The organism is Solibacillus sp. (assembly GCF_040273735.1).
Lineage (GTDB): Bacteria > Bacillota > Bacilli > Bacillales_A > Planococcaceae > Solibacillus.
In genome coordinates this window covers 1-12,988 of sequence record NZ_JBELZM010000016.1, presented here as the reverse complement: position 1 = coordinate 12,988, position 12,988 = coordinate 1, and the positions used below count along the sequence as shown (strand labels likewise).

Annotated in this window: 14 protein-coding genes; 7 read left to right on the top strand and 7 right to left on the bottom strand. The window is 37.2% G+C overall.

From position 1 onward, the window contains the following. The 6 genes from ABS917_RS14880 to crcB (ABS917_RS14855) all read right to left on the bottom strand — a co-directional run. Nucleotides 1-428, bottom strand: a 428-nt coding sequence (locus ABS917_RS14880) for a LysM peptidoglycan-binding domain-containing protein (protein WP_350479728.1), incomplete at its 3' end; no start/stop codon positions are given. Nucleotides 429-852: 424 nt separating this feature from the next. Next, entirely contained in the window at nucleotides 853-2,802 is a 1,950-nt protein-coding gene (locus ABS917_RS14875) for a methyl-accepting chemotaxis protein (protein ID WP_350479727.1), read from the bottom strand. 315 nt (nucleotides 2,803-3,117) lie between these two features. After that, entirely contained in the window at nucleotides 3,118-3,567 is a 450-nt protein-coding gene (locus ABS917_RS14870; RefSeq protein WP_350479726.1) for a general stress protein, read from the bottom strand. A gap of 155 nt (nucleotides 3,568-3,722) precedes the next feature. Next, nucleotides 3,723-4,175, bottom strand: a complete 453-nt coding sequence (locus ABS917_RS14865; protein WP_350479725.1) for a general stress protein — start codon at nucleotides 4,173-4,175, stop codon at nucleotides 3,723-3,725. A 109-nt stretch (nucleotides 4,176-4,284) separates the two neighbouring features. Further along, nucleotides 4,285-4,647, bottom strand: coding sequence for a fluoride efflux transporter CrcB (crcB, locus tag ABS917_RS14860; RefSeq protein WP_350479724.1), 363 nt, complete (start codon nucleotides 4,645-4,647; stop codon nucleotides 4,285-4,287). Next, nucleotides 4,644-5,030 (bottom strand): fluoride efflux transporter CrcB, encoded by a 387-nt coding sequence (gene crcB, locus ABS917_RS14855; RefSeq protein ID WP_350479801.1) that lies wholly within the window; start codon nucleotides 5,028-5,030, stop codon nucleotides 4,644-4,646. Before crcB (ABS917_RS14855) ends, crcB (ABS917_RS14860) begins: the two co-directional genes overlap by 4 nt. A 276-nt stretch (nucleotides 5,031-5,306) precedes the next feature. Here crcB (ABS917_RS14855) and ABS917_RS14850 point away from each other — a divergent pair, with 276 nt between their 5' ends. From ABS917_RS14850 to ABS917_RS14825, 6 genes are all read left to right on the top strand, one after another. Beyond that, complete coding sequence (locus ABS917_RS14850) at nucleotides 5,307-5,930, top strand: LysE/ArgO family amino acid transporter (RefSeq protein WP_350479723.1); 624 nt, start codon at nucleotides 5,307-5,309, stop codon at nucleotides 5,928-5,930. Between the two features lie 482 nt (nucleotides 5,931-6,412). Beyond that, nucleotides 6,413-7,828, top strand: a complete 1,416-nt coding sequence (locus ABS917_RS14845; RefSeq protein WP_350479722.1) for a purine-cytosine permease family protein — start codon at nucleotides 6,413-6,415, stop codon at nucleotides 7,826-7,828. A gap of 220 nt (nucleotides 7,829-8,048) precedes the next feature. Then, nucleotides 8,049-8,570, top strand: coding sequence for a thioredoxin domain-containing protein (locus ABS917_RS14840; protein WP_350479721.1), 522 nt, complete (start codon nucleotides 8,049-8,051; stop codon nucleotides 8,568-8,570). Further along, complete coding sequence (locus ABS917_RS14835) at nucleotides 8,571-9,413, top strand: transporter substrate-binding domain-containing protein (RefSeq protein ID WP_350479720.1); 843 nt, start codon at nucleotides 8,571-8,573, stop codon at nucleotides 9,411-9,413. It begins immediately after the preceding gene. Between the two features lie 74 nt (nucleotides 9,414-9,487). After that, on the top strand, nucleotides 9,488-10,171 hold the full coding sequence (locus tag ABS917_RS14830; RefSeq protein WP_350479719.1) for an amino acid ABC transporter permease: 684 nt from the start codon (nucleotides 9,488-9,490) through the stop codon (nucleotides 10,169-10,171). Next, nucleotides 10,168-10,929, top strand: a complete 762-nt coding sequence (locus tag ABS917_RS14825) for an amino acid ABC transporter ATP-binding protein (protein WP_350479718.1) — start codon at nucleotides 10,168-10,170, stop codon at nucleotides 10,927-10,929. The genes ABS917_RS14830 and ABS917_RS14825 overlap by 4 nt, the downstream gene beginning before the upstream one ends. 238 nt (nucleotides 10,930-11,167) lie before the next feature. Here ABS917_RS14825 and ABS917_RS14820 read toward each other — a convergent pair whose 3' ends face one another. Further along, nucleotides 11,168-11,779, bottom strand: coding sequence for a TetR/AcrR family transcriptional regulator (locus tag ABS917_RS14820; RefSeq protein WP_350479717.1), 612 nt, complete (start codon nucleotides 11,777-11,779; stop codon nucleotides 11,168-11,170). A 204-nt stretch (nucleotides 11,780-11,983) separates the two neighbouring features. On the opposite strand from ABS917_RS14820, the gene ABS917_RS14815 reads away from it, so the two are divergent. Beyond that, nucleotides 11,984-12,721 carry an SDR family NAD(P)-dependent oxidoreductase gene (locus ABS917_RS14815; RefSeq protein WP_350479716.1) on the top strand — a complete coding sequence of 246 codons (738 nt, stop codon included), beginning with the start codon at nucleotides 11,984-11,986 and terminating at the stop codon, nucleotides 12,719-12,721. Nucleotides 12,722-12,988 lie beyond the last annotated feature (267 nt).

The following is a 12,988-nucleotide window of genomic DNA, read 5'->3' as shown; positions in this document are numbered from 1 at the left end:
TTAATGGCGATACTGCCTAAGTTGTCTCCTGATTTTACTGTATAAGTTGTTGTTTTCGGTGATGTACCACCGCCAGAACCTGTTCCGTTATCGTATACTTTCAACACTTGGCCAATTTGAATTTTATTGGGGTCCGAAATATTGTTCAAGGATTGAATCTCGGCCAGCGTCATACCAAATTTAATGGCGATACTGCCTAAGTTGTCTCCTGATTTTACTGTATAAGTTGTTGTGTTTGGAGTTGAACCACCCCCAGAAGTATTGCTGTAAACTTTTAGAACTTGACCAATTTGAATTTTGTTAGGGTCGGCAATGTTATTCAATGATTGGATTTCGGCCAGCGTCATACCAAATTTCATGGCAATACTGCCTAAATTGTCACCCGACTTTACTGTGTAAGTTGTAATTGTAGCGTACGTTGTTACCATATTAATTACCTCTCTTTTCTTTTCGAATAGTATTTAGCTGGCCAGCTATACTTATAAAAGAAATATCAATAATGAAAAAAACAACCAATGTTTATAAAATAATAAAAGATTTTGCTTATATATTTAACCAACCTCTAGCTTCTTAGAAAGGAGCGTCAATTCCTTCTAGTTTGGTACAGGGTGAATAATAAAATTTGAACCTATAATGAATTGATAATCGTCGATAGTAGAATTTAAAGAAATTAGAAAAGGGGAAAAATAAATTAAATAGGGCATATAGAGGGTCTGTCAAAAATCAGTTTGGGGATGGGGGATTTTCCCCCTGAGTAGAAAAGCAGCAACTTTCTCATCGAGAAAGTTGCTGCTTTTGATTTTATTCTAAGTTCCAGGAGCAGTTGTATATTATCGACAGTCCATTTATTATCTATACTTTAAACTTATGCATTACTTGCTGTAGATGATCGGCCATCTGGTTTAAAGATTGGGCGGATGCACCCATTTCTTCCATAGAAGCATGAATTTCCTCCGTTGTAGCTGCAACTTCTTCTGCCGCGGCAGCAGTCGTTTGTGCATGGGTCACTAATGAAGTTGCTGTAGAAGAAGTTTGTTCAACAGAAGCCGCCATTTCCTGTGCAGTTGCTGTAACATCATTCACTTTAGGTGCGATAGTTTGCAGTGCCTCTAAGATTTGCTGGAATTTATCGGCTGTTTCGCTTGTCAGCTGCATACCTTGTTGAACATCTATCTTGGCATGGTTCATTAATGAAACGGAATTTGCAGTGTCTTCCTGAATTCCTTTAATTAATACATTGATTTGCTCTGTTGAATGCTGTGAGCTCTCTGCAAGTTGACGAACTTCCTGTGCCACAACGGCAAAACCTTTTCCGTGCTCACCTGCACGAGCTGCTTCAATGGCCGCATTTAGCGCTAATAAATTTGTTTGGTTTGCAATACTATTAATAACATCGACAATGCTTCCAATTTCCTCGATACGCTTTGACAATGCGCGGATTTTTTCGTCTGACTGTGCGACCGAATCATCAATTGAATTCATTTGGTTCACTGTATTTTGAACGACGATATTTCCTTCGTTTACTGTATCGATTGCATTAGTCGATAGAGAAGTGACCTCGTGTGAACGATTTGCAATTTCAATAATATTTTGAGCTATGTGATTCATTGATTGTGCGTTTTGTTCATTACCTTTTAGTTGTTCGTCCGTACTAATGGCTACTTCTTGAACTGCATGTGCGGATTGCTCTGTCGCCTCGATTGTTAAGTTTGTACTTTCTTTCAAAGAAGAGGCGGCTTCCCGCACACCGTCCGCACTATGTAACCCTTGTTGTATTAACGTACTTAAGTTCTCACGCATTGTATTAAATACTTCCCCTAAATGCCCAATTTCATCTTTGGAATTTATATTTACTTTTACGGATAAATCACCCTCACTTATAAGGGTTGCTTTTTTAGATAATTCCTGAAGCGGTCCATTGATTGAACGGATAATCAAATAGACGAAAACCGCAGCGAAAATAAAGGCAATAAAGACAACGGTTAAATCAGAACGTAAATTTTTATTTGCAACAGCCTCTGCTTCGCTATCAAACGTTTTCGCAAGTATTGTCCATCCTGTTTGTTCATTTTTAACGTAAAAAGTTTTGGTCTGATCGTCTTTGATAACACCATTATTTTCATTAATATTATTACTGATTGACTCCCCGGCTGCTGAACCGATTTCGATATCAGGTGCTGCCATATAGTTGTTTTTACTATCCAAAAGCATTGTGAAGCCTTTCTCGCCAATCACAACTGAATCATTAATCTCAGCTAATTTTTGAATCGCCAGATCAATCCCGATTACGCCTGATTTGTCCGTTAATTGTTGCGCAATCGTTACGACAAGAGTGCCGGAACTTGTGGCAACATACGGATCGGTAATAATTACTTCGCCCTTTGCTTCAATTGCCTGAATATACCAAGGGCGTTCCCGTGGATCGTAGCCTGCTTCATATTGATGTGCGGGGCGACGTAGCATTTGACCATCAGTTGTACCTACGTAGGCAATGTTGATTTCTGGGTGAAGTGCGAGATACTCATCGAATAATGAATTGATTTTATCATTATTATCCAGAGTATCTTGTGAAATATATGATGACAAATATGACAGCTGCTGAAGCTTTGGCTGAATTGTTTCTGTAATCTTTGAATTTAATAAATTTAAATTTTGTTCGGCAGTTGACTCATGCTCTTCAAAAATTAGGTTTTTTGTATTGTTATATGAAAAAAAAGATACAGTTAAGGTTGGTATTAAGAGTACAATTGCAAATGCAAAAACAAGTCTAAATTTAATGGACCACTTAGTAAAAAAATTCAAAATTAAAACATTCCTTTTCTGTTTAGGATAATAGTTTAAAAATCATTGTATATCGCTAATACTTTATTACTATTACGTAATTATTGCAATACTTATTTTATTATTAAAATTCAAAACTGCATAACTCTGCGCTAGGGGATTAACTGGACCTTAATAAAGGGACACACTAATAAGGAGACATGATGCTGGAGTGAATGTATTCTAATTAAATGAATTCAATAAAAATACCATTCCAATTAATATCGGAATGGCATTATATAGATTTCTATATTGTTTTCTATTCAAATTAAAGATTGCATTGATGCAGTCAAATTTTTATAATTCGGAACCGCGTTTATCTTCTGCTACCATGATTAAAATCTTGCCAGCTTCAAATTGTTCGTTGTAGCGCTCTGCCTCGTCTTCCGGAATACCCATACCGACTAAAGCACCGACGATTCCGCCGACCATTACACCAGTAGCTAATCCAGTTAACCCTGCAGCGATTGGTCCGGCTGCAACGACAGGCCCGATACCTGGAATAGCAAGCGCGCCAAGTCCGACAATAACACCGCCGAGTCCGCCTAATGTACCGCCGGCAGCAACACCTGTAATTGCGCCTTCCATGGCATTTGCGCCGGTTTCATTGGAGATTGCATCTACATCGGATACATTTTTACTGATAATTGAAATATCCTGAGCATTGTAACCTTGTCGTTTTAATTCTTCAACTGCTTTAATTGCTTCTGCTTCTGTATCATAATATCCTACGACATGTTTTGCCATTTCCCTCATCCTCTCAAATCTCTTTTCACATATTAAAATTTACCCTGGAGGAATATTTGTAAACATGAGTGAACAGGGAAGGGATAAATTTACTTGCTTTAGGAACAAAAAAGAAAGCCATCCTGATGAATCAGGAATGACTTTCTGCAGTTTTTTTATAAAAGTGTTGTACCGCGTGTATTTTCATCTACCATAATTAAAATTTTACCAGATTCAAATTGTTCGTTGTAACGGTTTGCTTCATCTTCGGGAATCCCCATACCGATAAGAGCACCCGTCAAGCCGCCGACACCTGCACCAGCTGCCGCGCCTGTAATACCGGCAACAATTGGACCTGCTGCTACAATAGGGCCGATACCTGGAATGGCCAACGCCCCAAGACCTGCAAGCACGCCGCCAATTCCGCCTAATGCACCGCCCGCAGCTGCGCCTGTAGCCGCACCTTCTGCAACGTTTGCACCTGTTTCATCGGAAATCGTATCAACATCCGATTGGCTTTTACTGATAACTGAAATCTCTTCAGTACGGTAACCTTGTCGTTTTAAATCCTCAATTGCATCGATTGCTTCTGCTTCTGTATCATAATACCCCACAATATGTTTTACCATTTCTATCATCCTCCTCATCTGAATGTTGCACATTGTAAATTTACCCGCGTTATTTGATTGTAAACATTACATGTTAAAACTGATGCTGATCAGAGGGGAAACGGAAACATTAGGATAAATATAATGCTGCCATTAAAAAGCCTGCATAAGCAATGTATAGGCCGATCGTATATGTGAGTAAAGAATAGATTACAAATTGCTTCCATTGTTTTGCATGGACAAGTGTCAGAGTTTCCAATTTAAAAGTAGAAAATGTAGTGAACGCTCCTAAAAATCCGATACTCAAAATAAGATTTGCATTTGTATGAAGATGTATATTAACCAAAAACCCCAATGCAAACGAGCCGAGCATATTTACCGTAAAAGTACCAAAGTGAACAAAACGGTTTTTATGATTGAGCCGCTTAGAAATAACAGCGCGCAAAATGGCTCCGAAAAATCCGCCAACGGCTACTAACAAGAAATTCATCATACTGGTTCTTTCCTTTCCGAAAGGCTTTTCCCAATCTTCATGCCAAGCGCAACAAAAATTAATCCGAAGATGGCGCTAATGAAAATATAAAGGATTGCCGAAAAGTAAAAGTGATGCTGCAGCAGCTGAATAACCTCGACACTGAATGTGGAAAAAGTTGTAAACGAGCCGATTAAGCCGGTTTTGAATGCTACTAAATATTCAGGGTTTGCTATTATTTTTAGTTCAAGACCCGAAGAGAGCATACCTAAAAGAAAGCAGCCTGCTAAATTTACCGCAACCGTCGCAAAGGGGAAGGCAGCTGTCTCGTTTGTTAACAAAAGCAGGGATACGCTATATCTTAATGCCGCTCCAATAGCACCGCCGATTCCTATTAAAATCATTTGCAAATTAAGTAACCTCCCTTAAATAAAACAGACTCCCGCCAGTCCACTAAACTGACAGGAGTCATTTGTCCATAGGCGGTTAATGGCGAACTTTCTCGCCTATCAAGTTCTATTTACTACATTAATTTATCAATTAATGGTAAGTCAAGTTGCTCGTAAAAACGCTAGGCAGCTCGGTAAATGGATTTCACGGAGTATGCCTGAATTTCTTCAAGGGAAGACAAATCGTTCCTTCATCGTTATTCTTAAATAATGGAAACAGGAGGAATAAACGTGCAACCAATAATTCATGGAATCTTATTGGCATTTGGATTAATCTTGCCATTAGGTGTTCAAAACGTATTTATTTTTAATCAAGGTGCAGCACACCGGAAATTTACGAAAGCATTGCCTGCAATAGTAACAGCAGGGATCTGTGATACGATTTTAATTTATTTAGCGGTAGCGGGAGTATCGGTTATTGTTTTTAGTTTGGAATGGTTGAAAATATCACTGTTTTTAGCAGGATTCCTTTTCTTGGCTTATATGGGATGGGTGATATGGAAAGACAACCCTACGATAAATGCGAAGCGGGAAGAAAAAGGATTTTCAGCTCGACGCCAAATAACATTTGCTGCTTCCGTGTCGCTACTTAACCCCCATGCTATATTAGATACAATCGGGGTAATCGGAACAAGTTCATTAGCTTATACAGGTTATGAGAAATGGATGTTTACATTGGCCTGTATAGTCGTATCATGGATATGGTTTCTTTCACTTGCCATTGTCGGGAGAAAGATTGGACAAATTGACGGGAACGGTAAATTTCTAAATTATCTTAATAAGATATCTGCAGTAATTATTTGGATAATGGCGCTGTATATGGGCTATCAGTTTTATGCATTGCTGGGTGAATAGAAAAGACGGCCGAACAATTATCCGGATTTTGTTGGCAACCTTCGCATATAGGGAAAGAGAAATTGCTGGAATTGTTTATATGCCAAATAGTCATTTGGCGATAAATGTAAATGAAAATATAGAATAAGCAGATGGCCATGCTGGCTAAATGCACCTGTTAAATAACTCGGAAAGCATGGGAATTATGTTTTTCGAGTTTTTTGTATGGAAAAGAGTGGGTTTCCTATAGCGCTAAAGAACGACTTGGGCTGGGATAGCAAATAATTGCGTTAAATTATGTTAAAATATTTAATGGAGCTATTTAACTTACGCTCACAACTGTCTGCGCGGTAAAAAAATCATTTCTTTTTTTGTTTCTGAATCGAAGGGATCAATTGCAGATGATTTACCGTAACCGCCCTTTCCCTTAAAAAGATCCATCCACCTCCAATAAAAGTTCCTTTGAAACAAAAGAAGTATAAGTACAGAAAGGATTTGATTGAATGAGATCTGATATTACTGCAGATCAAAATTTAAGAGAACGAGACTTATATCAAGAAGAAGCAACTAGTGACTATACTTTTGACCGAGTTCCGCGTGAAGAGCGCAAAATGGGCTGGTTAAGTATCACTAATATAACGTTTGGCATCGCAACTGCCATCTTCTATTTCCAGATGGGAAGTGTCATGGCACTACAGTTCGGAGCGGTCAATGCGCTCATCTCGGCTGGCTATGCCATTATAGTCGCAGGTATCCTTGGAAGCATCATTGTTTATTTATCGGCAAAGTCCGGCATGAACGTCAACTTATTATCCCGCGGAGGATTCGGTTACATCGGAGCCTCATTAACCTCATTAATTTACGCATCAAATTTTATTATGTATTGTGCATTTGAAGGTATGATTCTAGTCGCTGCAATTCATGCATATTTCCCGGCGATTCCGATCTGGCTTTTAATTGTAATCTTTGGTTCCTTAGTAATTCCGTTAAACTGGTTTGGCATTAAACAATTGGACAAACTTCAAAAATGGTCATTGCCGATTTTTGGGTTCTTCCTCATTACGGCCATTGTTATTGCTTTCAACACTCCATCACTAAACTCCGGTAATTTCTGGACCTATATGCCTGAAGGTGTTCAAATAGGCGGTACGGCATTGCTGTTATGTATCGGAATGCAACACGGTATCATGGGACTTACGGCTTTGATTGCCTCGGATTATGCACGATTCCTGAAACCGAAAGATTTGAAAGTCGGTTCAATTGCAATCGGGTTTATTCCGCAAATCTTCTGTTTTGGTGTAATGGGGGGTCTTGGCATTTGGTTCGGTGTTAAATTCGCCGAAGCCAATCCCGGCGTTTATATCGTGACATTGTTAGGGCTCGGTGGTGTCGTATTCACGGTACTGACACAGGTTCGAATTAATATAACGAATATTTACAGCAGCTCACTTTCCCTCTCGAACTTTTTTGAAAACATGGTTGGCTTTAAACCAGGGCGCCGTTTTTGGGTAGTAGTAGGTGGTGTCATTGCGATGATATTGATGCTTGGTGGTATTGTCGATCATCTTCAAATTGCCATGACGTTCCAAGGTGTAGCACTGATGAGCTGGGCAGCAGTTCTCGTAACGGAAGCACTCGTTCTCAAAAAAATGCTGAAAATCGGCCCACGCTATTACGAATCCAGACAGGAAAATCTGTTTAAGTGGAATCCGGTTGGTGTCATTGCTTTAATTGTTCCAACTATAATCGGCACAATTGCAGCGCTCGGATATATGGGTACATTCCTGCAAAATACTGCCGCCTTTTTCGCAGCGCTTATGGCAGCAATTCTGACTGTCATTTTAGGATTGGTAACAAAAGGGCGTTACTATAGCAAGAAGGAAGCAAATGATATTCCGAAAGAGGATTGGATCGCTTAAGTAGTTCAATCATGTCAAAACCTCTAAACTCCAAAGTTTAGAGGTTTTTTTAATATACTTTTATCTAAATATAGTCGGTGGGATTTTTTTACTCCTTCAACTTATAACTAAACATCCCAACATTTTCAAAATATTATTTACAATTCCAATAAAGATAGTATACAATAAAATCGTTGAATTTTTTGAATTTATAGAAAACAAAAAAGGATGGATAATTAGGATGGAAATTAAAAATGATTATTTAGTAATTGGCGATTTGAATGCACCTGTAAAAATTGAAGTGTTTTTAAATTACGCGTGTCCGTATTGTGCGACGTTTTACGATTTAGTTGATAATACACTTCCAAAGTATTTCGCAGAAAATAAAGTAGCGTTAGTAGTAAAGCATTATGACAAACCACGTGAAATGTTATTGCCTGGGACGTTAATCAATGCAAATTTAGATTATTCTAATCCAGAAAGAACATTAGAAATCATAAGTCAATTATTTAAGTATCAAGCGACATGGGATAAATATTCAAGTTTTGAAATAAAGAAATACATTGAAGCGAAGTATAACTTAAAAGAAGAATTCTCAAATATCGACCGTAGCTTACAAATTACTGCTGAGGCAATTGAGCGTAATGTAAAAATGGTGCCTACTGTATTTATCAATGAATTGGAATTCCAATACCCGCGTGAAATTTTTGCAGAAGAATTAGTTGAGGTAATAGAAAAAGAACTAGAAAAGGTGGAAGCTTAAATGAAAATTTTAAAGAAATTACCATTTCTCATTTTTTTTAGTTCTTTAATATTACTGTTAGCTGCTTGTGGCGATGATGATGGGGAAGGGGCTGGGTCAACGGCAAAAGAAACGAATGCTGACAGTGGGGAAAAAGAGGTCTTAGTTGTAGGTTCATCAGGAATTTATCCTCCATTTATTTCAGTGGATGAAGACGGCAAAGCGCAAGGATATGACGTAGAAGTATTAGAAAAAGTGGGTGAAGCATTAGGGTATGAAATTAAGTGGGAGTTCGCTGAATTTTCAGGTATCTTTGGTATGCTCGATGCCGGAAAAATTGATACGGTATCCAATTTAATTGCAATGACAGAAGAACGTCGTACAAAATATGACTTTTCAACACCTTATGCTTATTCAGGTGCTACTCTAGTTGTACATGAAGATAATAATAGTATTAACAGTATTGAAGACTTAAAAGGTAAAAAAGTGGGTGTTTTATTAGGAAATAACTTGCATCAATTTTTAGAGAAATGGAATGAGGAAAATGGTGGTGAAATTATCATTACACCATACCAAGATGTAAGCGGAACATATAATGAAGTGGCATTAGGACGATTAGATGCATTTATTGATGTGAAAATTACTGCAGCATCTCGTATTCGGGATGAAGGTTTACCATTAAAGATTTACGGTGAAGAATATTTAGTTAACTTTGACTATGGCTTCCCGTTTGTACGCTCTGAAGAAAATAAAGAGTTTTTAGAAGCGTTTAGTGCAGAAATACAAAAGCTGCAAGATAATGGCACATTAAAAGAGCTATCTGATAAGTGGAGTGCAATTGACGTAACAATTCCACATAAATAATCTTTAATAGAGGCTGTCCAGAGTAATCTCTGAACAGCCTTCTGATTTCTAGTTCCATAGAAAAGAGGGATTTTGTGAATTTTGATGTTGGTTATATGATTGATATTTTTCCAAGAATCATAGAATATTTACCAATTGTTTTATACATGGGGACACTTTCCTTTATATTAGCAGTCATTATTGGTCTTCTATTTTCTGTAATAATTAATTTTAAAGTTCCCGTTCTTTATCAGATTTTAATTGTTATTATTTCTTATTTCCGTGGAGTCCCTACGCTCATTCAGATTTTTATTTTTTATTTTGGGATACCTCAATTATTTCCTAGCTTCAGCTCATTAGATGCGATTACAGCTGTTATTTTTGCGCTAAGTGTAAAAAATGCAGCATATTTATCGGAAGTATTTCGTTCTGCATTTTTAGCGGTTGATAAAGGTCAATTTGAAGCATGTGATGCTGTGAACATGACAAAGTGGCAAGGGTTACGTACAGTTATTTTGCCTCAAGTATTACGTGTTGCAATTCCGGCATCAGGAAACTATTACATTATGATGATTAAAGAAACTTCATTAGCTTTTACGATCGGTGTTGTGGATATGCTTGCTCGGGCAAAGCTCGAATCAGCTGTCACTTATAAATTTCTAGAAGCGTATTTAACAGTTGGTTTAATTTATTGGGCCATTACAGTAATTTTAGCTTTCTTACAGTCAAAACTTGAAAATTATGTAGAGCGTCCGTACCAAAAGGAGGCAACAAAATGATTAAAATTCAGAATTTGCATAAAAACTACGGGAACACTGCGGTTTTAAAAGGAATAGAGGTAGAGATTAAAGACGGCGAGGTACTTGCTATTATCGGTCCTTCAGGATCAGGGAAATCCACATTTTTACGTTGTTTAAATTTTTTGGAGAAAGCAGAAAAGGGTATTATTCAAATTGATAGCGAAAAATTGAATTTAGAGAATTTTCAAAAGTCCCAAGTATTGAAATTACGCGGGAAAACAGGAATGGTATTCCAAAATTATAATCTATTTAAAAATAAAACTGCTTTACATAACGTATCTGAACCTTTGCGCCTATCTAAGAAAATCTCCAAGAAGCAGGCTGAGGAAATAGCATACCAAATACTAGCTGAGGTTGGATTAAAAGGGAAAGAACTTAATTATCCTGTCGCGCTTTCAGGAGGGCAACAGCAGCGAGTTGGCATAGCAAGAGCACTTGCGCTCGATCCATATGTGATTTTATTTGATGAGCCGACTTCATCACTTGACCCAGAGCTTGTAGAAGAAGTTTTAAATGTAATGAAGGCAGTTATTAAACAAGGTCGAACAATGATTGTTGTAACACATGAAATGGAGTTTGCAAAAGAAGTGGCGGATCGTGTGATTTTCATGGCAGATGGACATATTGTTGAGGAGGGGTCGCCAAAAGAGATTTTCGAGAACCCTCAAAATGAACGAACAAAACGTTTTTTAAAAAATTATCTAACGCTTCATAATTTAGGCGGAGATGGTATTTGAACTAAGTATCTAAAGTAAAAACCGCTTCGATAAATTGAAAAGCTAGTGACCCCTTAAAGGTAGAGTTTTTATTATGCAGCTAATTGCTGGTATGAGTTCGGTATTTTACCGGGCTCATTTGAGAAGGTAGTGTCTTCTTAAATTGAAAATTAATTTTGTAAACAACTGCTTGTTACTAACAGATAATTTCTGCTTCTTCGCTCATCATCCAATTTGCTGTTACAGCTCATTAATAATGTTATTTCTTTTGTTTCCCCACAAACTCCAGTGAATAAATGTGTGTTTGGGATAAAGTAATGACTTCTTCAATGAAATCTTCTTTGGACTCTTTGAAATTGCTGTTAATCCAATTTTGTACAAGTCCGTAAAATCCGTATGCCGCATATCTTTTAAAGTAATCCATGTTTACCGGGATATTATTTATTGTCTGGAATATGAACTGCTCCCCGTAAATTTTTAATATGGCTTGAGGAAATTTTGTATGTAAGCCTGTTAATGTATCATCGTATTTAATAAGTTCAAAAAAATTACGATTATCGTATATATAAGAAATAATATTAAAAGATGGGGCATTCAGTTTTGTAGTATATATTTTTTGTCCCGGTTTGTATGGTTTTCCAACAGATTCTTCCAATCCTGCAAGCATTGTTTCAAGTAAATCTTCGGCCAGTTGAAATTTATCCTGATAATGCACGTAAAAAGTACTGCGATTGTAGGACGCTTGATCGACAATATCCTTTACTGAAATGGCATGGTAGCCTTTCCTTTTGATAAGTTCAATTAACGCTAATTTAAAGTGATCTTTTGTACGATTTTTTCTTTTGGATGTATCTATTTGGTTATTTTCCACGACAATCCCTCCATGTTAAAAAAGACAAAATAATAGTAAGTGTCTACTAAGTATACATTTTACAATATTCTAATGATTGTTGTATTTATAGAAATTGTTAAAATTTAAATATAAACAAATAGCACATACTTCTTCTATTGATTCTGTTCAATTTAATTTAAATAAGTATGTGTTTAAAGACTCATTATACGGGAGGAATAAAAGATGGGGAAATTACAAGGTAAAGTAGCAGTCATCACTGGTGGTGCATCAGGTATTGGTGCAGCTACAGCAAAATTATTTGTCTCTGAAGGTGCTAAAGTTGTACTTGTTGATTTAAATGAAGAAAAAGGTAAAGGTTTCGAAGCGGAATTGAAAGCGCTTAACGCGGAAGCATTATTTGTTAAAGCAAATATTACAAGTGAAGAAGAAGTAGCAAATATATTTAAACAGACAATTGAAGCATTTGGCAAAGTAGATGTAGTATTTAACAATGCAGGCATCGGCCGGGTTTTCCCTTCACATGAATTGGAATATTCGGAGTGGCGCAACACAGTCAATGTCAACTTAGATGGTGTATTCCTGGTAGCCCGTGAAGCAATCCGAGAAATGTTAAAGTCTGGCGGAGGTTCAATTATCAACACCGCTTCTATGTATGGATGGGTTGGTTCACCTGGATCGGCAGCATATAATGCGGCAAAAGGTGGCGTTATTAACTTAACACGCTCACTAGCACTTGAATATGCAGAACAGAATATTCGTGTAAACTCACTATGCCCAGGCTTCATTGACACACCGATTATTCCGGAAGAAAGCAAACAGGCATTAGCTTCAATGACGCCGATGAAACGCCTTGGACAAGCAGAAGAAATGGCAAAAGCCGTATTATTTATGGCAAGTGATGATTCTTCATTCATGACCGGCAACAGCTTAACGGTTGATGGTGGATATACAGCTCAATAATTTCCTGATTCAAAGCGCACTTTCATGTTGGAAGTGCGTTTTTTTATGTTAGTGCTGTTTTTATTAGAACAGTTGAAAAGGATTTTAGAAAAAGTGTTGTCGATATTAGCAAATGCTAAAGGAATATTAGAACAAAGCGAACACTTTTTAGAAATTTATTAGAACAACGGAGTTTTATTAGAACAAATAAAAATATATTAGAACAATTCAATTTATATTAGAAAATATGGCCCACTTCAATTCGTGCTAACCGTAAATAAATATTTC

What these genes read in the sequence shown, in the direction of transcription:
- ABS917_RS14870 (WP_350479726.1), bottom strand. Translation starts at nt 3,567, where the DNA reads ATGGCAAAACATGTCGTAGGATATTATGATACAGAAGCAGAAGCAATT.
- ABS917_RS14865 (WP_350479725.1), bottom strand. Translation starts at nt 4,175, where the DNA reads ATGGTAAAACATATTGTGGGGTATTATGATACAGAAGCAGAAGCAATC.
- crcB (WP_350479724.1), bottom strand. Translation starts at nt 4,647, where the DNA reads ATGATGAATTTCTTGTTAGTAGCCGTTGGCGGATTTTTCGGAGCCATT.
- crcB (WP_350479801.1), bottom strand. Translation starts at nt 5,030, where the DNA reads ATGATTTTAATAGGAATCGGCGGTGCTATTGGAGCGGCATTAAGATAT.
- ABS917_RS14845 (WP_350479722.1), top strand. Translation starts at nt 6,413, where the DNA reads ATGAGATCTGATATTACTGCAGATCAAAATTTAAGAGAACGAGACTTA.
- ABS917_RS14840 (WP_350479721.1), top strand. Translation starts at nt 8,049, where the DNA reads ATGGAAATTAAAAATGATTATTTAGTAATTGGCGATTTGAATGCACCT.
- ABS917_RS14835 (WP_350479720.1), top strand. Translation starts at nt 8,571, where the DNA reads ATGAAAATTTTAAAGAAATTACCATTTCTCATTTTTTTTAGTTCTTTA.
- ABS917_RS14825 (WP_350479718.1), top strand. Translation starts at nt 10,168, where the DNA reads ATGATTAAAATTCAGAATTTGCATAAAAACTACGGGAACACTGCGGTT.
- ABS917_RS14815 (WP_350479716.1), top strand. Translation starts at nt 11,984, where the DNA reads ATGGGGAAATTACAAGGTAAAGTAGCAGTCATCACTGGTGGTGCATCA.